Origin of the sequence: Nitrospira sp. (genome assembly GCA_035968315.1) — a bacterium.
Taxonomy (GTDB): domain Bacteria; phylum Nitrospirota; class Nitrospiria; order Nitrospirales; family Nitrospiraceae; genus Nitrospira_D.
The window spans coordinates 180481-202392 of record JAVYIN010000005.1; the positions used below are offsets into that span (position 1 = coordinate 180481).

At 56.5% G+C, this 21912-nt stretch carries 19 protein-coding genes; 17 read left to right on the plus strand and 2 right to left on the minus strand.

The genetic code is table 11. From position 1 onward, the window contains the following. Positions 1–6: 6 nt before the first annotated feature. From RI101_04465 to RI101_04500, 8 genes are all read left to right on the plus strand, one after another. The gene (locus RI101_04465; GenBank protein MEC4889294.1) at positions 7–2841 is read left to right on the plus strand and encodes a type I restriction-modification enzyme R subunit C-terminal domain-containing protein; all 2835 of its coding nucleotides are present in this window, start codon (positions 7–9) and stop codon (positions 2839–2841) included. Beyond that, complete coding sequence (locus tag RI101_04470; protein MEC4889295.1) at positions 2838–4163, plus strand: restriction endonuclease subunit S; 1326 nt, start codon at positions 2838–2840, stop codon at positions 4161–4163. The genes RI101_04465 and RI101_04470 overlap by 4 nt, the downstream gene beginning before the upstream one ends. Positions 4164–4209: 46 nt before the next feature. Then, positions 4210–4815, plus strand: coding sequence for a DUF4433 domain-containing protein (locus RI101_04475; GenBank protein ID MEC4889296.1), 606 nt, complete (start codon positions 4210–4212; stop codon positions 4813–4815). An 11-nt stretch (positions 4816–4826) separates the two neighbouring features. Continuing rightward, a complete protein-coding gene (locus tag RI101_04480) occupies positions 4827–5867 on the plus strand; it encodes a macro domain-containing protein (GenBank protein ID MEC4889297.1) in 1041 nt (346 codons plus the stop codon). Further along, entirely contained in the window at positions 5864–6022 is a 159-nt protein-coding gene (locus RI101_04485; protein MEC4889298.1) for a type I restriction-modification system subunit M N-terminal domain-containing protein, read from the plus strand. The genes RI101_04480 and RI101_04485 overlap by 4 nt, the downstream gene beginning before the upstream one ends. A 343-nt stretch (positions 6023–6365) precedes the next feature. Then, positions 6366–6605, plus strand: a complete 240-nt coding sequence (locus tag RI101_04490) for a DUF4926 domain-containing protein (GenBank protein MEC4889299.1) — start codon at positions 6366–6368, stop codon at positions 6603–6605. A 57-nt stretch (positions 6606–6662) separates the two neighbouring features. Beyond that, positions 6663–8186, plus strand: a complete 1524-nt coding sequence (locus tag RI101_04495) for a class I SAM-dependent DNA methyltransferase (GenBank protein MEC4889300.1) — start codon at positions 6663–6665, stop codon at positions 8184–8186. Between the two features lie 4 nt (positions 8187–8190). Further along, positions 8191–9087, plus strand: coding sequence for a restriction endonuclease (locus RI101_04500; GenBank protein MEC4889301.1), 897 nt, complete (start codon positions 8191–8193; stop codon positions 9085–9087). Between the two features lie 283 nt (positions 9088–9370). Here the strand turns inward: RI101_04500 and RI101_04505 are convergent, their stop codons facing one another. Next, positions 9371–9694, minus strand: coding sequence for a type II toxin-antitoxin system PemK/MazF family toxin (locus RI101_04505; GenBank protein ID MEC4889302.1), 324 nt, complete (start codon positions 9692–9694; stop codon positions 9371–9373). Then, positions 9688–9942: an AbrB/MazE/SpoVT family DNA-binding domain-containing protein gene (locus RI101_04510; GenBank protein ID MEC4889303.1), complete on the minus strand. Its 255-nt coding sequence runs from the start codon at positions 9940–9942 to the stop codon at positions 9688–9690. The genes RI101_04505 and RI101_04510 overlap by 7 nt, the downstream gene beginning before the upstream one ends. Positions 9943–10694: 752 nt before the next feature. On the opposite strand from RI101_04510, the gene RI101_04515 reads away from it, so the two are divergent. The 9 genes from RI101_04515 to RI101_04555 all read left to right on the plus strand — a co-directional run bounded on the left by RI101_04515 (position 10695) and on the right by RI101_04555 (position 21841). Continuing rightward, a complete protein-coding gene (locus RI101_04515) occupies positions 10695–10895 on the plus strand; it encodes a DUF2283 domain-containing protein (protein MEC4889304.1) in 201 nt (66 codons plus the stop codon). Between the two features lie 188 nt (positions 10896–11083). Then, positions 11084–11293, plus strand: a complete 210-nt coding sequence (locus RI101_04520; protein MEC4889305.1) for a DUF4926 domain-containing protein — start codon at positions 11084–11086, stop codon at positions 11291–11293. A 252-nt stretch (positions 11294–11545) separates the two neighbouring features. After that, on the plus strand, positions 11546–12940 hold the full coding sequence (gene hflX / locus RI101_04525; GenBank protein MEC4889306.1) for a GTPase HflX: 1395 nt from the start codon (positions 11546–11548) through the stop codon (positions 12938–12940). Positions 12941–13310: 370 nt separating this feature from the next. Beyond that, positions 13311–13598, plus strand: coding sequence for an RNA-binding protein (locus tag RI101_04530; protein ID MEC4889307.1), 288 nt, complete (start codon positions 13311–13313; stop codon positions 13596–13598). 955 nt (positions 13599–14553) lie between these two features. Then, entirely contained in the window at positions 14554–16647 is a 2094-nt protein-coding gene (gene prsK / locus RI101_04535; protein ID MEC4889308.1) for a PEP-CTERM system histidine kinase PrsK, read from the plus strand. Next, positions 16644–18008 (plus strand): PEP-CTERM-box response regulator transcription factor, encoded by a 1365-nt coding sequence (gene prsR, locus RI101_04540; protein ID MEC4889309.1) that lies wholly within the window; start codon positions 16644–16646, stop codon positions 18006–18008. Before prsK ends, prsR begins: the two co-directional genes overlap by 4 nt. Before the next feature lie 293 nt (positions 18009–18301). Continuing rightward, positions 18302–18982: a cistern family PEP-CTERM protein gene (locus tag RI101_04545; protein MEC4889310.1), complete on the plus strand. Its 681-nt coding sequence runs from the start codon at positions 18302–18304 to the stop codon at positions 18980–18982. Between the two features lie 259 nt (positions 18983–19241). Then, on the plus strand, positions 19242–20888 hold the full coding sequence (locus RI101_04550; protein ID MEC4889311.1) for an EpsI family protein: 1647 nt from the start codon (positions 19242–19244) through the stop codon (positions 20886–20888). A gap of 77 nt (positions 20889–20965) precedes the next feature. Beyond that, entirely contained in the window at positions 20966–21841 is an 876-nt protein-coding gene (locus tag RI101_04555) for a M48 family metallopeptidase (protein MEC4889312.1), read from the plus strand. The last annotated feature ends 71 nt before the right edge of the window (positions 21842–21912 follow it).

Consider the following 21912-nt stretch of genomic DNA (forward strand, 5'->3'; position numbering starts at 1 on the left):
TATGGGGTGAAAACGGGTATTCTGCGCCCCATGGCCACCCCGGAAGATCAGGCGCGCGAGCACATCGACCAGGCGCTGGAGCAGGCAGGTTGGCGCGTGCAGGACTACAAGAGCGCGAATCTTCATGCTGGACGGGGCGTCGTCCTCAGAAATTTCCCCCTCGTGAGCGGCCACGGCTTTGCGGATTACTTGCTCTATCTGGACGGTAAGGCAGCCGGGATTATCGAAGCCAAGAAAGAGGGCGTGACGCTTATTGGCGTAGAAGTTCAGGCCGAGAAATACAGCAAGGGCCTCCCTACGGACTTGCCTGCCCATATTCGTCCCTTACCATTTCTGTACCAGAGCACCGGCCTGGAAACGCGCTTCACGAACGGCCTCGATCCTCAGCCGCGCAGCCGTCCGGTGTTCAGCTTCCATCGGCCCGAGACGTTGGCCAGCTTGATCCTTCAGCACAGTGAAGTTTCCGGAGATCTGCACGGCGCATCCCTGGCCGCAGAATCCGCAGCGCCGACGCTTCGTGGTCGCCTGAGAACCCTGCCACCCCTCAGCATCACCGGCCTCTGGCCCGCGCAAATTACCGCCATCAATAATCTTGAGAAGTCGCTGGCTCAGGATCGTCCGCGTTCGCTGATCCAAATGGCCACCGGCAGCGGCAAGACGTTCACCGCCATCAACTTTATCTACCGCCTCATCAAGTTCGGCGGGGCGAAGCGCGTACTCTTTCTCGTCGATCGCGGCAACCTGGGCGACCAGACGCTGAAGGAATTCCAGCAGTACGTCTCGCCCTACAATAACTTCAAGTTCACTGAAGAGTTCATCGTCCAGCGGCTGGCTGGCAATACCCTCGACACCACCGCGCGCGTTTGCATCAGCACCATCCAGCGCATGTATTCCATGCTCAAGGGACGGGAGTTGTCGGAGGAGGACGAAGAGGCCTCCGTGTCCGGCCTCGAACGGCTCTTCAAGAAACCCGAGCCGCTGGACTACAACCCGGCCATTCCGATCGAAACCTTCGACATCATCGTCACCGACGAATGCCACCGGTCCATCTACAACCTTTGGGTGCAGGTGTTGGAATACTTCGATGCCCACCTCATCGGCCTCACCGCCACGCCCAACAAACAGACCTTCGGCTTCTTCAATCAAAACCTCGTCATGGAATACAATCACGAGCAGGCCGTGGCCGACGGCGTCAACGTGAACTACGACGTGTACCGCATCCGCACCGCCATTACGCAGGCAGGGTCTAAAGTAGAGGCGGGGTATAGCGTGCAGTTGATGAATCGGGAGACGCGGACCAAGCGGTGGGAGCGGCTCGACGACGATTTCGCCTACGATCCCGACCAGCTCGACCGTGACGTGGTCGCTCCGGACCAGATCCGCACCATCGTCAAAGCCTTCCGGGACAAGCTCTTCACCGACATCTTTCCCGGCCGGACCGAGGTCCCCAAGACCCTCATCTTCGCGAAAGACGACGCCCACGCGGAAAACATCGTCGAAATCCTTCGCGAGGAGTTCGGCAAGGGGAACGAGTTCGCCCAGAAGATCACCTATCGCACCACCGGGGTGACTCCCAAAGACCTCATTAAGAGCTTTCGCAACAGTTACCATCCCCGCATCGCCGTCACGGTGGACATGATCGCCACCGGCACCGACATCAAGCCGGTTGAAATCGTCGTCTTCATGCGCGCGGTCAAATCCCGCACCTTTTTTGAGCAGATGAAGGGCCGGGGCGTCCGCGTCATCAAACCGGATGATCTGAAGGCCGTCACGCCAGATGCCACGAGCAAAGACCACTTCGTCATCGTCGATGCCGTCGGCGTCTGCGAGCAAGACAAGACCGATGCTCGTCCGATGGAGAAAAAGCCCAGCGTCGCCTTTGAGAAGCTGCTCCAAGCTGTGGCATTGGGGAATATGGAAGAGGATGTGCTTACCAGCATTGCCGGACGGCTGGCCCGCATGGAGCACCGCATCACGAAGGCCGATGAACAGGCCATCAGCAAAGCCAGCGGCGGCCTCTCACTCAAGGACCTGAGCCGGGCTCTCGTGGAAGCGGTCAATCCCGATCGGCAAGAAGAACGAGCCACGCAGCAATTCGGTACGAGCAAGCCGACTGAGCAGCAGATCCAGCAGGTCGCCACCACGTTGATTCAAGCAGCAGCCAAGCCATTTCACGATCCGAAATTCCGCGAACTTCTGGTCGAGATCAAAAAGAAGAACGAACTGACGATCGACCATGTCAGTCAGGACCAAGTTATCGAAGCAGGCTTCAGCGCCGACGCGCTGGCCCGTGCCCGCACCATCGTGCAGTCCTTCGAGCAGTTCATCGCACAGCACAAGGACGAGATCACGGCTCTGCAAGTGCTCTACAGCAAGCCGTATAAGCAACGGCTCACGTTCGAGGACATCAAGGACCTGGCCCACGCCATCGAAAAGCCGCCCTATCTCTGGAACGAATCCCAGCTCTGGCAGGCCTATGCCGCGCTGGAGAAGTCAAAGGTCAAAGGCGCAAGCGGCAAGCGCATCCTGACCGATCTGGTTTCTCTCGTTCGCTTCGCCACGCATCAGGAGAATGAGCTGGTGCCCTTTCCCGAGAAGGTCAATGCCAACTTCAAGGCGTGGCTGGGGGAGCAAGGGAGCCGTGGGAAGAAGTTCACCGACGAACAGCGCCATTGGTTGGAAATGATCCGTGACCACGTCGCAGCAAATCTTGTGGTTGAGCCGGACGACTTTGAGTACGCGCCTTTTGCTCAAGAAGGCGGGTTGGGGAAAGTCCATCAGATCTTTGGGGACAAGCTGAATACGCTTATTGAAGAATTAAACGGGGCGTTGGCAGCATGAGCACTCTCGGTGATCTCACTGTTCCAAAGATTGATCAGTCCGGCCCGCCCAAAACCGGAGAGTTCACTTACATTGATATCAGCAGTATCGATAATGATCTGAAGAGAATTGTCGAGCCGAAGTTCCTTCCGGGAAGCGCTGCTCCGAGTCGAGCCAAGCAGCGGTTACAGCCTGGAGATGTTTTGGTCTCGATGACTAGGCCAAACCTGAATGCAGTTGCAATTGTTTCACACGACTTGACAGGGGCTATCGGATCTACAGGCTTCCATGTGCTTCGACCAGTTGAGGGCATCGAACCTCGCTGGCTCTTCTATGGTGTGCAGACACATGCTTTCATTGACGCAATGTCGAGCCTCGTCCAAGGCGCCCTATATCCAGCAGTTCGCCCAAAAGACATCAAAGGCTTTGGCCTCGATGCGCCGTCTTGGTTTGAACAGCAGCGCATCGTCGCTGAGATCGAAAAGCAGTTCTCTCGCCTCGACGAAGCCGTCGCCAATCTCAAACGTGTCAAGGCCAATCTCAAACGCTACAAAGCTGCCGTCCTCAAAGCCGCCGTCGAAGGGAAGCTGACCGAAGACTGGCGTAGGCTGCATCCCAACGTCGAACCAGCCAGCAAACTCCTTGAACGCATCCTCGCCGAACGAAGGGCGAAGTGGACCGGCAGAGGGAAATACAAAGAGATACCCGTACCGGATAGAACGAATTTGCCACCACTCCCGAACACTTGGACATGGTCTTCAGTTGAGACCATATGCTCGGACGTTGTGGATTGTCCGCACTCAACGCCGAAGTGGGAAGCGACGGGTCGTGTCTGCCTTCGAACCACGGAGTTTCGGCCGGGACGATTGGTTTTGGCTGATGTGCGCTTTGTGTCTCAATCCACCTATGAGAAACGAATTCAGAGATTAAAACCGAGGGAGAATGACGTTGTTTACAGTCGCGAGGGCGGGATCCTTGGGGTTGCGTGCATGGTTCCCCATGGAATTGATCTTTGCCTTGGTCAACGGATGATGCTTTTGCGGTCACATTCGCTATTCACGCCAAATCTTCTGATGCACTGGCTGAATTCTTCGTGGATTCTTGCACGTGTCCGGTCCTTGACTGGTGGCAGTGCGTCACCACATCTCAATGTTGGTGAAGTGAAACTGTTCCCGGTTCCAATTCCACCGCTTAATGAGCAACAGCAGATCGTTGCCGAAGTCGATCGCCGCTTGTCCGTCATCGACGAACTTGAAGCCGCCGTCCAGGCCAACCTCACCCGCGCCGACCGATTGCGGCAGTCGATTCTTGGACAGGCGTTTGCTGGGAGGCTCCAATGTTAGGGAAGGCATGATACCCAATCCCACACCCATACTCAGGTTCACTCACGTGGATAACCTCGATACGATCATCCAGCGAGGTGGGCTGCATGCTCCGAATCATGTGCCCAATGACGGATTGCCGTATCGTTTCTGCCATAGTGCAGAGGTTCAGAGTGCTCGTGCGGCGGTGCCCGTTCAGCTAGGCCCCGGAGGGACCATTCACGACTATGTGCCGTTCTATTTCGGTTATCTTTCGCCGATGATGCTGAATCTAAAGACTGGCCGCGTAGAGGGCTATAGTGAGGGACAGGACCCGCTCATCTACTTGGTCTCGTCGGCTCAAGCTATTGAGGCAGCCGGGGTCAAGTTTGTGTATTCAGATGGTCATGGCCTAGCCATGTTCACCGAATGGTTTGATGATCTGACTCATTTGGATGCGGTGGATTGGGCTGTGGTGAATCAGCGGTATTGGACTGACGCGATTGATGATATGGATCGCCAGCGGAGAAAACAGGCTGAGTTTCTCGTGCACCGACACTGTCCGTGGTCTTTGATTCAGGAGATTGTGGTGATTGATGGGAGGATGAAGCAACGCGTTGAGACGATTCAGTCCGCCTTCCCTGCGAATCAGAGGAGGGTAGTCAGGGTTGATCGGAATTGGTATTATTGGTGACTTTTTTTGACATGATTCATAACGCTACAGGCAACCTTCTTCAAACTGACGCGGAAGCCCTCGTCAATACCGTCAACTGCGACGGGTTCATGGGCAAAGGCATTGCTTTGCAGTTTAAGCAAGCTTGGCCAGAAAACTTTGATGTCTATGCCAAGGCCTGTCGTGCGAAAGAGGTTCGTCCAGGCCAAATGCTGGTTTGGGAATCTGGCCGAATGGTTAATCCCAGATACATCATTAATTTCCCGACGAAGCGGCATTGGCGAGAAAAGTCCCGGCTTGAGGATATCCGGAATGGTCTCCGTGCGTTAGTGGCGGATATCCGGCGGCTTGGTATACGTTCGATTGCGGTACCGCCGTTGGGCTGTGGAAATGGCGGTTTGGATTGGCAAGATGTTCGTCCACTTATCGAAGCGGCTTTCGCTGAGTTGTCTGACACTCAGGTACACTTGTTTAGTCCTTTGGGCGCGCCAGAGGCGAAGACCATGCCGGTCAACACGAAAAGGCCGGAGATGACCATCAGCCGTGCTCTATTTGTGAAGGTCATGCACCAGTATGAGTCGTTAAGTTACCGTCTCACTCTTCTTGAAATCCAAAAGTTGATGTACTTTCTTCAGGAGGCAGGCGAGCCTCTTCGCTTGCGGTTTGAAGCGGGAACCTATGGTCCATATGCGGCGAATCTGAACAAAGTCTTGGAGCGAATTGAGGGGCATCATATCCGTGGCTATGGCGATAGCCAGAAGCCTGATACTGAAATTGAGTTGCTTCCTGATGCGGCGAAAGAAGCTGACTTATACCTGAGCCAGCATCCCTTGCCGATCGCCCGAGTGAACCGTGTGAGTAACCTTATTCAAGGATTTGAGACTCCCTACGGCATGGAGCTCCTTTCTTCCGTCCACTGGGTGTGCACTCATAGCAAGCCAAAGGCAACTACACCAGAGGCAGCTATAGAGTCAGTGCATGGGTGGAACGAGAGAAAACAAAAGATGTTCCGTTCCGAGCATATCCGTGTAGCCTATCAGCGTCTCCGTGAGCTTGCTTGGATAGCCAAGTGAGTCCCTCTACCCAAATCGTCCAAAAACTCTGGAATTACTGCAACGTCCTCCGTGGCGACGGGATGAGCTATGGCGACTACGTCGAGCAGTTGACGTATCTGCTGTTCCTCAAGATGGCGGGCGAGTGTTATTCACCGCTTGAATTGATAGTGTGATGAAGCTGCCCCATGCTGATCGCTTAGAGGTTCCTCAGGCCAAAGTGGTCCAGTATATGCTGTCTTCGACCCATCGCGCAGGCAGAGGAAAGGCCGCGTTCTTTTCTGCATTCGGGTTTCAGGTGTCCGCATGGGAAGCGCTGGCAGACGCCTTGCGGCAACAGGCGAGGGGCAACGCTGTGACCCTCTCGGAGGACACTCCATTTGGCACTCGGTATATCATCGAAGGCCCGCTTGTCGCGCCACATGGCCGGCAATTGCAAGTGCGGACGGTCTGGTTTATAGATAAAGGCGGTCAGATACCGAGATTTGTGACCGCCTATCCCCTGAAACGGAGGACGCGATGATTCAGGAATTGGAAGACGTGATTCTGGAATGCGACCTTCCTAAGCACGGTTTGAGGCGTGGCGATATCGGTACGGTGGTCCTCATTCATCGGGGTGGCGAAGGGTACGAGGTTGAGTTTACGACGTTGGATGGTGAGACGGTGGCTGTGGTGACACTGTTGGCCGCTCAGGTTCGTCCGGCGCACAAGCGTGAGATTGCCCATGCACGCGAACTCGCTGGGTCGGCGTCGTCGTAGTGGTTTCTGCGCCAGGGCCTTTCCCCCTTTTTCGGTGAGTAGTCTAGCCATCACTCTATGAGCCCCTCTGCCATCGTCCAAAAACTCTGGAACTACTGCAACGTTCTGCGCGACGACGGGATGAGCTATGGCGATTACGTCGAACAGTTGACGTATTTGCTGTTCCTCAAGATGGCCGACGAGCGCACGAAGCCGCCGTACAACCAGCCCAGCCAGATTCCTGACAAGTACAGTTGGCCCAGCCTGCTCAAGAAGGACGGTGACGACCTATTTGACCACTACCGTCATCTCCTGGAAGAGCTCGGCAAAGGGAAGGGGATGCTCGGTCTCATCTTTACCAAGGCCCAGAATAAGTTTCAGGACCCGGTGAAGCTTCGGCGGCTGATTGTAGATCTCATCGACAAAGAAGACTGGTCCACGATGAGCGCCGATGTGAAAGGGGATGCCTACGAGGGCTTACTCGAAAAGAACGCACAAGATACCAAGTCCGGCGCTGGCCAGTACTTCACTCCCAGGCCGCTGATTGTCGCAATGGTAGAGGCCATCGCCCCGAAGTCCAGCGAGACGATCTGCGACCCGGCCTGCGGGACCGGCGGGTTTTTCCTGGCCGCCCACGACTACATCGTGAAGCACTATCCCACCCTGACCAAGGACGAGAAGCGACAACTCAAGCAGGGCACGTTCAAGGGATGGGAATTGGTCCAAAGCACAGCCCGGCTTTGCGCGATGAATCTGATGCTGCACGGGATCGGAAGCGATAAAGACCTGCCCATTGTCGTATCCGACTCCTTGGCCGCTGATCCCGGCGATCGGTTCGACATCGTGATGACCAATCCGCCGTTCGGAAAGAAGAGTAGCACGACCATCGTCGGCGAAGAGGGGCAGGTCTCCAAGGAACGGGACATCGTCGAGCGTGATGACTTCTGGGCGACGACTTCCAACAAGCAACTCAACTTCGTCCAGCACGTCAAAACCTTGCTCAAGCAAAATGGCCGCGCCGCAGTCGTGGTGCCGGACAACGTCCTCTTCGAAGGTGGGGCAGGGGAAACTGTCCGGCGCAAGCTCTTGCATGAGTGCGACGTGCATACGCTCCTGCGTCTGCCGACCGGACTCTTTTATGCCCAAGGCGTGAAAGCCAATGTCCTCTTCTTCGACAAAAAGTCTGCAAGCGAGACGCCCTGGACCAAGAAGCTCTGGATCTACGACCTGCGCACCAACAAGCACTTCACCCTCAAGACCGATCCGCTCAAACGCGAAGACCTCGACGAGTTCGTGACATGCTACAACGGCAATCTCGACCGGCCTGACAAGCAGGCCGGAGGCAATCGCCACACCCGCCAAGCGACCTGGTCTGACAAGAAACCAGATGGCCGCTGGCGGTCGTACGATTACGACGAATTAGTGGCCCGCGACAAAGCTAGCCTGGATATCTTCTGGCTCAAAGACGACAGCCTCGAAGACAGCGCCAACCTTCCTAACCCCGACATCATCGCCCAAGAAATCGTGGACGACCTCGAAGCGGCGTTAGAACAGTTCCGGCTGATTGCGAATGATTTAGGAAATGATGCAGAGAAAGGCTGATCTCATGAGCAAGGAACCCTCGCCTCGCCCGCCTCAATATACCGACTACATCAATCCTGTTCTTGAGAGTTTAAAAAAGCTGGGAGGGTCAGCACGTCCAGCCGAAGTCTGTCCAGCCATTGCAAAAGAGCTTTCGTTGTCGGATTCGATTCTTGAGGAGCGCCTTGCAAATGGCGTTTCACGGTTTGAAAACCAAGTCCATTGGGCCCGCTTCTATCTAGTGAAGGATGGTTATATCGACTCGTCTCGACGAGGTGTCTGGTCCTTAACGGAAAAGGGGCGAAATGCGGCCCGGCTCTCTGAAGCAGATATTCGAGAGATGACGAGACGTGTTCAGGAAACTACCGCACGTCCTGAAGCTGTGGAGCCTCCAACGGCTCCCGCTGGGGCAGCAACGCCGATTGCGATCGAAGAGCTCACTTTGCCAGGGATGCCTGATGCGACCTATCGGGAACAGCTGCTGGCCACGATGAAATCCCTGTCGCCTGGAGGGTTTGAAAGATTATGTCAGCGTCTCTTGCGGGAGTCTGGGTTTGAAGAAGTGATCGTTACCGGGCGTTCTGGTGATGGTGGGATTGATGGACATGGCGTACTTGAACTCAATCCATTTGTTAGCTTTCGCGTGTACTTCCAATGTAAGAGGTATGACGGTTCAGTTGGGTCTGGGGCAGTTCGAGATTTTCGTGGAGCGATGATGGGTAGGGCAGATAAGGGCCTTATTCTGACCACTGGCACATTTACTAGTGATGCCAAGAGAGAAGCGGTTCGAGATGGAGTGCCCCCAATCGAACTAGTAGATGGGGAGCGATTAATAGGAATGTTTGAGGAGCTCGAACTTGGGCTTACCCCTCGCAAGACCTATGACGTGGATCTCGAATTCTTCAAGTCGTTTAAGGAATGAATTCGAAGAGAAGAAAATGAGCCTGGCTGCTTAATCCGAAGCTGCCCCGTCAGTCACGCCGACTCACGCCTCGCCCGCCGCTGAGTGTCCGCCCCCACCACGCCGCCGATGGCGAAACAGTGAGCTGGGTTCTGAGTGCCGCGCCTCCGTTGACCTGCCCTTACCTTGATCAGCGCTGTGAAAAGTCTCTACGTCTTTGGCCTGCGGATCGAAGGGGCGTGATGACATCTCGCCTTGCCTGAGACGGCTATCCCTGAATTCCTGCGGGCCCGCTGTGTGGAGGTTATGGGGCGAAGAGTTCGGCGAGGAGGGCGAGGACTTGGGTGCGTGTCATGTCGTCGATTTTTCCCACGCGCTTCACCAGCCGGCTTTTATCCACCGTCCTGATCTGATCCAACACGATCTGCCCCGACTTGCCTTTGAACCGCACCGGGACGCGGGTGGGATAGGGGCGGCCTTTCGTCGTCATGGGGGCGATGATCACCGTCTCGATATGCTGGTTCATTTCGTCCGGGGAGATGATGAGGCACGGGCGGGTTTTGCGGATTTCACGGCCTTGGGTGGGATCGAGGCGGATGAGGTAGACGTCGAAGCGGGACACTACCATGTCCACTCGCTCCGGTCCCACGTGGATGGGGCGGCTGATTCCTGATCCTTCAGGCGATCGTCTCCGTGGCGATGCATGTCCTCGAAGGCCTTGCCCCAGCCCGCCCGCGGCTTGGCTGCCGAGCGAATGACCAGTTGCCCATCCTGGATTTCCAGATCGACGGCGCCGTGCAGGTGGCACTGCTCAATGACGGATTTCGGAATCCGGATGCCTTGCGAATTGCCGATTCGTACGATGCGTGCTTTCATCCGCTCTCCTATCGCTATCTGACGAGTGTACGTTCTGTAATTACATTGGAGCTACAGGCCTTGTCAAGTCAGCGAGCTGGTCTCGCGTCCTTGGGGGAGGGATGTGTTGCGCGTGGAAGCCTGACGCGCCCGCGTAACCGGAGCCGTCCTCTTTGCCGCACCGGCTCACACCTCGCCCGCCGCTGAGTGTCCGCCCCCACCACGCCGCCGCTCGTGAAACAGTGAGCTGAGGGCTGGGTTTTGAGTGCCGTGCTGCCTCCGTTGACCGCCTCTTACTCTGACCAGCGCTGCGTGCATTCCCTACGATCCCGGCCTGCACATCGATGTGCGAGAGGGCAGTGCTCCTCGGTACACCCTCTGAAAAAACCGTATCTTCCCAACCGTATCATCTCGATGTATTCTGCCGCAGTGAAGGCCCGTGGTGGTTCTCCGGCTTATTGGCCTTGTGGTGTGTAGCCTCTTGGAACATTGCTTGTGAGTGCGTTGCCCATTACAGATTATGTGTTCACTGAACACGCCCGGTTTGAACTATTACGGCGAGGCTTGAGCGAGGAGGCCGTCCGTGCGATACTTCTTTCACCGGAACAACGCATTGAGGTTCGACCTGGCCGTGTCGTTCTTCAATCGAAGGTGGTGGTAGAGCCGCCTGGAACAGTGTTTCTGCTTCGTGTCTTCGTGGATGTCGATCGGTGCCCGGCAGAGGTGGTGACGGCCTATCGGACCAGCAAGGTCGAGAAGTATTGGAGGAACCGATGAAGGTGTCGTACGACAAGACGAGCGATACGTTGAGCATGATTCTGAAGGACAATACGCCGATTGCGGAAAGTGACGAGGATAAGCCCGGCGTGATTTTGGATTATGATGCAGCAGGCAATCTTGTCTCCATTGAGATTCTGGATGCGTCTAAACGGGTGACGGAGGCCAGGAAGGTCGAGTTCCAAACCACCGGATAGAGCCCTCCTGCCTTCGGCGACGGCGTCCTCTTCTTTTCGTTTCTGTCGAGCGCTGAAAATTGTGAATAGGCTATGTAATTGGGAAAGCTTTACCGCCTGTCCCACCGTCTTATGCCTCGCCCGCCTCTGAGTGTTTGCTCCCCCCACGCCGCCGCTCGTGTTATGTGCTGTAGCAAGGAGCCTGCATCATGACTCAAGACATTCATGTGCTCGATGTGGTGGCGCTTACAGAAGATGTGTCTGATCGGGGCTTGCTGCGCGGGCAAGTGGGCACGGTGGTGGAATTGCTTGGTCCTGGTGTGTTCGAAGTTGAGTTTGTGGATAATGATGGCCGAACTTATGCCCTGCTTCCTCTTAAATCCAGCCAGCTCCTTGTTCTGCACTATCAGCCTGCATGATAGGTCTGAGAGAGTGATCCGGTCAAAGACTTAGCGGGCTGGTGTCTCTTGTTCTTGTGAACCCTACGCTTCGTGTTTTCGCTTTATTCGTCGTCAGTCACGCCTGCTCCCACCCCACCACGCCGCCGATGGCGAAGCCCAGTGCTGATCCATTCATTAATGCTGAAGGGTTCTACGCGAGCTGCCCTGAACGGACCATTTCCTGTTAAGATGCACGACCCTCATGAAGAGGGGAGTAAGGAACTGTCTACGATGTCGAATCCCTCGCAATCGAATGCCGTGCTTGTGGCGATCCACACCCCTCGTGTGACCGGGGAGGAGCTGGGGAGTTCTCTCCAAGAGCTCACTCGTCTGGTGAAGACCCTCGGCTACACGGTCGTTGGCCAGGTGACGCAAAAACGGAGTTCCGACCAATATGCGACGGTCCTGGGGCAGGGGAAGCTCGCCGAATTGGCGCGGTGGACCGGCGGTTCCGGGAAAATCGAATCGGCGTTTGAACGGCCGAAGCACAAAGCGGCTTCGAAGTTCGAGGCTGCGGCATCGGACGAACCGGAGGAATCGGAAGAGGGCGAAGCGGATGACGCCACCGAGGCCTCCTCCGGTCCTCGCGAACAGGCGCAGATCGTCATTGTGGACTGTGATCTGTCGCCGTCACAATTGAGCAATCTGGAACGTGCCACCGGTGTTCTGGTGCTCGACCGGACCGGTGTCATTATTGAGATTTTCAGCCGGCATGCCCGGACCAGAGCGGCTCGGCTCCAGGTGGAGATCGCGCGGCTCAATTATTTGGCGCCTCGGTTGCGTGAGGCCAGCGGCGCGCGAGAGCGGCAAAGCGGGGGGATCGGCGGCAAAGGGGCCGGAGAGACGAGCGTGGAGCTCGATAAGCGCCGAATTCGTGATCGTATGAAGGAACTCAGGACGGAATTGGCGGCGATCGGGGACGAGCATCTCACGCGCCGCGCGAGACGGGAAAACGAATTGACGGTCGCGCTCGTCGGGTACACCAATGCCGGCAAATCTTCGCTGATGCGCGCGATGACGGGCAGCGAGGTGCTCGTGGCCGACAAGCTGTTTGCCACGCTCGATACGACGATCCGGCCACTGTCGCCTGAAACACGCCCGAAAGTGCTTATGACGGATACGGTGGGATTCATCAAGAAGCTCCCACATGATCTGGTGGCCTCGTTCAAATCGACGCTGGATGAAGCGGCCGGCGCTTCGCTGCTGCTGTTTGTCGTCGATGCTTCAGATCCGTCTTTTCGCTCCCAGCTCGATGTGACGCGGAAGGTGTTGGCCGAAGTCGGCGCCACGGAGGTTCCCAGCCTGTTGGTCTTGAATAAACGGGATCGCCTCAGCCCGGAAGAGCTCGCGTCGCTGAAGGCGGAATTTCCCGACGCCGTATGTCTATCCACGAGAAACAAAGACGATCTGCAGGCGTTACGTGAGCGCATCATGGGGTACTTTGAGCGCGAGATGCTCGACGAGGACTTACGGATTCCGTTTACGGCGCAAGGGGTGGTGGCGGAGATCCGCGCCCGGATGCGGATCTTGTCCGAAGCCTATGATGCCGAGGGCCTCACGCTGCGGGTGCGGTCGACTCCTGAGAACCTGGCGGTGATTAAAAAAAAGCTCGCGCAACGTTGCTAGCCTGTTACCACTCCGACAAGCCCGCGCGCCGTTTATCCGACCCTTGTTCCGGTCCATCCTCCTTGCTTCAATGTGTGGAGAACGACACCGTCATGCGACGGGCGAGTGTGGTGCGCGTGCGTGCCGGAGTTGGCCGAATTATTGTGCCTGGCTATTTATGTGCATGCGTGCTAGAGTGCCGATGTGTCACGCGGCGGGCCTCGCGGGGCATATCACATTGAACGGCCCATTTCGGATGTTGTTGTTACCGAGAATCTGATCGGAAGTCTGACCTAGGTCGCCTTGTTCTTTGCGTCTTTGGCCCTCTCCTTCCCCTCGTGAAGCTCTTCTCGTGTTCTCTACAATGTCACTTTTTGGAAGGAGGACCCCCATGGGTTCAAAGCTTTATGTTGGCGGATTGCCCTATGCGGCAACGGAATCGCAATTAACCACCTTGTTTGCCGCACACGGGACTGTCGAGTCCGCGCGTGTGATCACGGACAAGTTCACGGGACAATCGCGAGGCTTCGGCTTCGTCGAGATGGCCTCGCAGGAAGAAGGCCAGGCGGCGATTTCCGCCCTGAACGGCACGCAGATGGACGGACGTGCGTTGACGGTGAACGAAGCCAAGCCGCAAGAACCCCGCACGGGTGGTGGCGGCGGCCGCAGCCGGTTCTAAGCTCTCCGTTATGCGACGAGCGGGGCGTCTCAGTCGAGGCGCCCCACCTTTCCTCTCATCGATGATGAACCGTTCTACGCAAATGTTGCCGCATTCCGTCAGGAGTGCGTCTGCGGACTGTTTGGTCACGTCCCAACCGGGAAAGACCAGGACTGCTGGATGGCACTGCTGGCACGCGCCAGGGTTTTCGCCCGTGCGACATATCATGGATGTGGTCCTCTTCAGTGGCTGAGATTGTGGATTGTAAAATCTTGGCTCTTCGCGCCAACTCGCTCTGAATCAGCCCGTGCAGATCACGAAGGATCCGAATGGATTCTCCTGCCGAAACGGCCACCCGCGATTTTCCCAGACGTATGTCGTTGTTCTTCGTCATGGCTCCGATACGCGTGAGCGGGCGCGTCCATTCATGACCAGCACCACTATGCGCTGTTCTTCAACTTTGTCGATGACTCGAGATCGGGCGCGCAGCCTGGACGAGCAATGTCCTTCCCATTCTTCTTGAAGCCGTTCTCATAAAATCTTTTGATCAGGCGTAGGCCTGCAGGGCCGGAGATTCGCACGAGCTCTTTCCATTTCTCGTAGCGCTTCAGCATCTCGGTCGGAAGGCGATCAAGGCGTTTGCTTGCCAGACGGAACGGGTGGCTCCCCTGCTGCGCCGCCGATGGCGAAGCCGCAGGCGTGAGACCTCACATGTGAAAAGTGGAACGGGCGGGGTCTTGCCGCGTCGTTGTGAACTGGATATTCTCGTGGTCGTGGTCCGATGAGGGGCCGTGGCTGCAATGGTGTCGCCTGGAAATCTGGCATCGTTGTGAGGGGGGGCTTAGTCCGTCTAATTTTGCCTCTTTTCTCCCTCCGGGCCGGGGCTTCTGCTACGCTAGAAGTTGTTGTGATCGAAGTGCGCCTCCCCGTTGACTGTGGATCAAGGCTGTGAGCCTGGTCTGCGGAAAGGTTCTCAATGCTCTCGGTTCCCTTCTGGGCGGCTAATATCAATTATCTGGCCGCGCTCGGTTCCGGCGGGGTTGCTGTTTGGCTGTGGGGGTATTATCGCGCGCAGCGTTTCTATCAGAGCGTCATCGGAGTGTTGGTGGCGACCTGTCTTGTGAGCCTGGCCAGCGGGTTCATGCTTTCCGACGGTACGCACATGGCCTTCTGGGTTCGGGTGCTCATGATGGGAGAGTTGGGCCAGGCGGCGATGGTCTGGGCCGCCTCCGCGTCCCTCAGGGATTCAGGGAAAGGCCGGAGCGGCGTGGCCGGCGTATGGGGCGTGGCCGGCGTGGCGATGGCCGCACTATGGACGACCTTCGTGATACCGGTGGGGCCGTTTCAGGAGGCGGTTTCGATTCTTGAGCTTGGTCCGCTCGGCAAAGTGATCTATGCGCTGATATCGATTGCCATGATGATCGGGGTCGCTCAAATGGAAGTGGTGTTGCGGACGGCGCCCGACCCGATGCGCTATCAGATCAAATATGTGCTGATCGGCTTGAGCGGGCTGGCTGCGTTTCAGGTGTATTTCACCACGCAGATTTTGCTGCTGCCGGTGTGGGAAAGCGATCTATTATTGGTCGGCGGCACGTTGAACATTTTTGCCGTGGCTCTTGTGATGTTCGGTGTTGTTCGCGGCGGTGTTTTGGCGATCACGAGCCGGTTGTATGTGTCTCCTCAGGCACTGGTTGGATCGGGTACCTTTCTCGTGGTTGGCGCCTATCTGCTCGCCGTTGGCTCTTTGGCCGAATGGTTTCGCCAAATGGGCCGCGACATTGGTCCGGTCATCAGCCTGCTCTTTGTATTCGGTGGGATACTGGCGTTGGCCGTGCTGCTCGCGTCCCGCTCGGTGCGCATCGCGATACGCGATACGGTCTTGCGCCATTTCTACCGGTCGAAATATGACTATCGTGTGAAGTGGCTGGAAGTCACCGAGTATTTTCAGGGGGCGGAGACCGTTGATATTATTCTGGACCGATTCCGCGACTTGCTGGCGCGAACGTTTAGCGCCGGGACGATGTCCCTGTGGCTGTATATGGACGCAGACGGACGGTTTCATCAGGTGCGTTCCGTCAACGTGACTGTCTTGCCGGCGCTCGCCCCTGATGCTCCCGTGATTTGCCGCTTGAAGCAGAGCTCGGAGCCCATCGTGTTGGATTCCGCAGGGCGAGAAGCCGGACTTCAGCCGGATCAAGCGCTCTACGTGCCCGTGCATCGGAGCGACAAAGAGCTCATTGCCTTTGCGTCGTTGAGCCGCGGACTGGACGGACGAGCCTACGAGCGGGACGACTACGATTTATTGCGAGCTATTGCCTGCCACGTGGGGTTGTTGCTTACGAGCGCACAGATGGCCGAAGATCGGACGTCGGCTGCCGAACTGGATGCGTTCCATCGGTTTGCGGCGTTTTGTATGCACGATTTGAAAAATTTGGCCGGCAAGCTTTCGCTGGTCGTCCAGAATGCGCAGGTGCACGGAGAGAGTCCTCAGTTTCAGCAGGCGGCTATGAGGACGGTGTCTTCGACGGCCCAACAGATGATGGATTTGATCAGAAAGCTTTCGCCGAGATCTGGGCAGGGGCAACTGGCAGAATTGCTTGATATCAATATGGTAATTCGCGAGGTCACAGGCCAGTTGTCTGCTGCCTCCCGGCCTCCGATTGATTTGGATTTGTGCGAGGTTCCGCCCGTGGCGGGCGTTCGAGCGGCCTTCCGGCAGGTGATATACAACCTGTTGGATAATGCGCAACAGGCGGGCGGGTATGCCAATCGCGTAACCGTGCGGACATTCGCCCAGGGCGCGACGATTCGAGTGCTGGTTCAAGATCGAGGGGCAGGCATGGCGCACGACCGTCTCCGCACAATCTTCAGGCCCTTCATGACGACGAAGGAGCACGGGACCGGGATTGGCCTCTATCAATGTAAGACGTTGATAGAAGCCCATGGCGGAACGATCCGGATCGAAAGTCAACTCGGCGAAGGAACGTCGGTTTGGCTGGAGTTGCCGGCCGCGGTCATTGGACAAGCTGGGGACACGATGCGTATTGGCGGGGAGGGGGGGCGGTTATGAACAAGGTACCGGCGTCTAGGCCGCGGCTGCTCATTGTCGATGACGATGCGGATATGAGAGAGCAGATGAGATGGGCGCTGCTTGGCGAATATGAGATTGTCGAGGCCGGAGACCGTGACACCGCGGTGGAGTTGGTGCGCCGCGAATCGCCCGATCTTGTGACCTTGGATCTCGGCTTGCCTCCTCATCAAGATGGGGTATCGGAAGGGTTGCAGGCGCTTGAGCAGATTGTCGCGGTGCAGCCGCATGCCAAGATCGTGGTGATTACCGGAAATAGCGATCATGCCCATGCGCTGCAGGCCGTGCGGAGCGGAGCTTACGATTTCATGCAGAAGCCGGTGGCGCTGGATACGTTACAGGTTGTCTTGGCGCGGGCGGCCTATTTGGTCGGGCTTGAGCGGGAGAATCGCATGCTCGCCGCAACGGCGGCGACCACGACTCCGGAAATTATCGGAACAAGTCCGGCGATGCAGAAAGTGCTGGATACGATTCGCCGGGTGGCGGGTGCGGAGATTCCCGTGCTGATTCTTGGCGAGAGTGGAACGGGAAAGGAATTGGTCGCGCGCGCGATTCATCGGCACAGTTCGCGGCGGGCGGGCCCCTTTATCGCAATTAATTGCGGTGCGATCCCCGAAGCATTGCTGGAAAGTGAATTGTTTGGCCATGAAAAGGGATCGTTTACCGGGGCTCATGCTCAGCGAAAGGGCCGTGTTGAGACCGCAGAGGGCGGGACGCTGTTTCTCGACGAGGTCGGGGAATTGCCGTTGGGGTTGCAGGTCAAGTTGCTTCGGTTCCTTCAGGAGAGAACGATTGAGAGAATTGGAGGGCGCGGGGTAATCGAGGTGGATGCCAGAATCGTGTCGGCAACGAATCGTGATCTCCTTCAGGCCCAAGCCGAAGGCCGGTTCCGTGAAGACTTGTACTATCGGCTGTGCACCTTGACTATTCCGCTTCCCCCCTTACGGGAGCGGGAGGGCGACATTCCGTTACTGGCCAATCAGCTGTTGGCTCGCTATGCCGATGAGTGCAAGAGAAAGATACGAGGATTTTCGCCAGGAGCTATCACTGCTATGGCTCAGCATAGTTGGCCGGGCAACGTCCGTGAGCTTGAAAATAGAATCCGGCGTGCGGTTGTTATGGCTCAAGGGGGGCACATTACGCCTGAAGATCTCGAACTCTCGCCATCCAATGATAAGAGCCGCCCTCAAACTCTTAAAGAGGCCAGGGAATTGGTTGAGCGGGATCTGATTCGGCGTACCTTAATGAGGAACCATGGGAATATTAGTAAAAGCGCAATGGATTTAGGGATAAGCCGTCCCACCTTGCATGATTTAATCAATAAATATGAAGTCACGCCGTAATTACTTGAAAGTATAGGGATTGTGAAAATAAGTGGTGTCGAAGAATTTTACGGGCACGTCGATCGTAAGTTGTTGAAATATAATAACCATATACTTTCGTAGTGTCGTTATTTTTTACAAGTAGGCCGTTTGGTGAAGTGCAGTATGAAGGGTGATTGGAAAAATATTGTTATATTTCAAATGCTTAGTTGGCAAATCTTTTGTTTGAAATTTTGGCCTATCTGTTGCAATAGACCTCAACCAAGCATCGGTACATAGTGGTCGAAGTAATAAATTATGAGGGGGAATCATAGATGAATTATCTTAAACAGGGCTTGGCGATTTTAGCTGTGTCAAGCGCGTTGCTCCTCGGAGCGGCTATGCAGTCAGCCGAGGCTGCAAGTTATACGGTGAATAGCCTTGGCGATTCCTTTAGCCTTAGCTGGTACAAGGATATCAGCGGCATCAATGGCGCTCCAACCGGCACGCAGTTAAGCGCGAATGCCACGTTTACCGTGGCGAGTTTCTCGTCGAGCCTGGTGGAGTTTTCCGTTTCCATGACGAATACCTCCTCGAATAATCCGGAGGCGGGCCGCGTCAACAGTTTTGGATTTAATACGACGCCGAACCTCATCGGTGGCTATATTACAGGTGGAACGGTATTCGATGGAATTTCTATCTCGGCTACTGGACAGAGTTTTCCCGGTGGTTTTAAAGTTGAGGCCTGCGCGTATGCTTCGAATAATTGCTCCGGTGGCGCCTACGGTGACCTGTTGAAGGTCGGGCAGACGGACAACTTTACGTTTGGGTTGATGAGCAACGGCCTGTTTACCAACGGCCTAACGATTGAGGGGGCGGTTCCGATAAAGTTTCAGGGAACGTATGGTTCTTTTGAAGTGGGCTGCTGCAACGGCAATCTTCCGATTCCCTCCTCCATGGCAGTGATGGGCGCTGGAATGTTGGCCTGGGGTGCTGCTCGTCGCTATAAAGTCTGACGGTCCGCCTATCAAGGCTTGCGACCTTCCAACGGGCCGGCCTCGAGAAATCGAGGCCGGCCCGTTCTATTTCACGTGGGGGCCTCCTCCTCGGAATTCTTTCCTGCATAAAGTCGTTGGTTCTTCGTCTTTCCTGTCCAAGTCCGGTAAGATTACCTGCGGACCGTTCTGATATTTCTCGTTTCAGTGCAAGACCTTCAGGATCTTATTCTAAGTATTAGTTGTTGGGGTTGGTCGTATGGCTAAGGCTTCTGCAGTAATGCCACGGGAAGAGTCGATCGACTTGGCGAAGGACGGGGGATTGAAGGGAAAGGGTGTTCTGTTGCCGGAACCATGGGGCAGGACGCTGGTGGCTCTTCTCTCGGCGTTGGCGGTCGTCGTTGCCGTCTATTGGGATACGATTCGAGATCTTGTTCAGTCATGGGCAGCAAATGATACGTTCAATCATTGTTTCTTGGTCGTGCCTGGTACGGTGCTATTGCTCTGGAGACGCCGGGCTCTAATAGAAGGGTGTGAACCTCAGCCGACTTTCTTGGGGGGGGCTGCAATCTTTCTTGCCGGAGCTGTATGGGCAGTCTTTGCGTCGATTTCTGTTGCGGTCGGTCAGCAGATCGCTCTGGTATCGTTGATTCTCTCGCTGGTGTGGCTCTTCCTCGGTACGAATGCGTTCCGCCTTGTGCTCTTTCCGCTCGGTCTGTTGTATTTTGCCGTTCCCGTTGGAGAAGGGCTCATTCCGTGGCTTCAAGACATGACGGCGATGGGGACCGTGACCGGACTTCGACTTATAGGTGTGCCGGTCTTTCTGGACGGTCGAGTGTTGCACGTGCCGGGAGGCAGTTGGGAGGTGGCTGAGTCGTGTGCCGGTATCCGGTATGTGATTCCTGCGCTCATGTTGGGGTATTTGTTTGCCGGAATGACCTATCGGTTTTGGCCGAAGCGGGTGGCCTTTCTCGTCGCGTCTTTCCTGGTTCCGATCGCAGGAAATTCTGTGCGGGCGATTGTCATCGTTGTCCTCGCGCTTGTCAGCGGATACAAGCTGGCGATGGATGTGGATCACTTGGTGTATGGCTGGGTGATCTTCGGACTCATTGAGTTTCCGCTTTTTTGGGTGGGGTTTCGCTGGCGGGACGATTTATCGCGAGCAAGGCCCGCTGCAAGCCCGGCGGAATCCGGTGATTCCGCAGTTCCTGTTGGCGCGGAGAGACAGCTCAAGAAGGCGGGGCCTTCCTTCACTCGATTGGCGGTTCTATGTATGTATGGCGCCGGCCTTTCAGCTGCTCCTGCTGTGGTTATGCAAGGAGCCGATTATCAGCGTGTGTCAATCGGAATAGGTGCTCCCTCCTGGCCGGTCGTGTCCGCCCCGTTTGTGGCGCACAACGGGGATCTGGAAGAGTGGCGGCCGTTCCATCAAGGGGCATTGGCAGAAGCGACGCGGACCTTTGAGTTGGATGGCCAAAGGGTGCATCTGTTCACCGCGTATTACGGGGCGCCTCGGTCTGGGGCCCGGCTGATGCAATTTGAGAATCGAATCGTCGGGACGAATGATGGCCATGTGCTTGCTGAAAAACGGAAGGTGGTCGTGCTTGATCGCCTGTCCATATCGGTGAAGACGTATCGTATTGAAATGAAAACAGGCCGTCGGTTTTTGGTCTGGCGATGGTACTGGGTCGATGGCGAGTTTACTGCGGACCCATATCGTGTGATTGCTCGTGAACTCGTCGCCAGATTAACGGGCCATCCTCCTGCCAATGCCATCTTTGAGGCGGGTACGATCTGCCTTGAGCGTTGTGAGGACGCAGAGGGGGTTCTGCAGGCGTTCTTCGATCATACCCATGGGTGGCAGGAGGCGGTGGCTCTGACCTTTGGCGATGCCGCAAATCCGATCGGCGGCCGAGAAACGAGATGAGGTGCGCCGGCGTAATTTTTGCGTGCATGGCGGTCGTTGCGGGGCTGTCAGGCTGCGCGAGTCCAAGGTTCTCGCACATGGGCAGCCTCCAGGAGCGGTGGCTGGCAGATGAAATGAAGGTCGTGGAGATTGTGTGGCCATTGCTCGTGGCGGCAACGGAGTTTTGCCCGCTGGAGACGGAGCCGACGTATGGGTTTTTGCTGGATAGCGCCAGGCGCGATGCCGAGGAGGGGCATTCGAATGGCGAAACACCGGTGGTGCGGTATGTCCATCCATTGCTCCCGGCTGGACAAGCCGGCTTGCGCTCAGGTTCGAAGCTGTTAGCGCTTAATGGGGAAGATGCAACACAGTGGACCCCAAGTGAGGTGATGAGGCGAGCTTCAGTGGCGGCGCTGGCCAGAATTCAGCCATTGATGGTTCGGGTGAGTCTGCGTGGCCGGATTGAGGAGGTGCCGATCACGGCGGTGTCTTCCTGCCGGTATCGGCTGGTTGTGATTCAGGATGAGGCCGTCAATGCTTTTGCAGATGGGAAAGCCATTGCCGTGACCCGCGGACTCTTGCGCATGGTCAGGTCCGATGCTGAGTTGGCCTTGGTGATTGCTCATGAAATTGCCCATAATGCCTTGGCTCACAGCCAGACGGCTCAGCTGGATCAGGCGCTCAGGGCCGTACTGTCGGCTCATGTGGTGAAAGGGGTGGATGTGGGGCCGCCGAAGTCGAGGCATGAGTTTGAATTGGCGGCCGACCGGATCGGGTTGTATATTGTGGCCCGCGCCGGATATGAGCCACAGAGGGCGATCGATTTCTGGCGACGAATGGCTCTGCTGCCTTCTCATGCGGATGATGCCTATGGGCGTGACCATCCGTCGACGGAGGAGCGCTTGGAGTCGCTTGAACAGGCAGCGGAGGTCCTCGCGGTGAAGCAAGTAAAGGGAGATCCCCTTCGTCCTTAAGCTGGATGGTTCACTCTTGTGGAGTGGAGGTGGGGCGTCTTCGCTGAAGACTCAGCGGCAAGCTGCGGGGA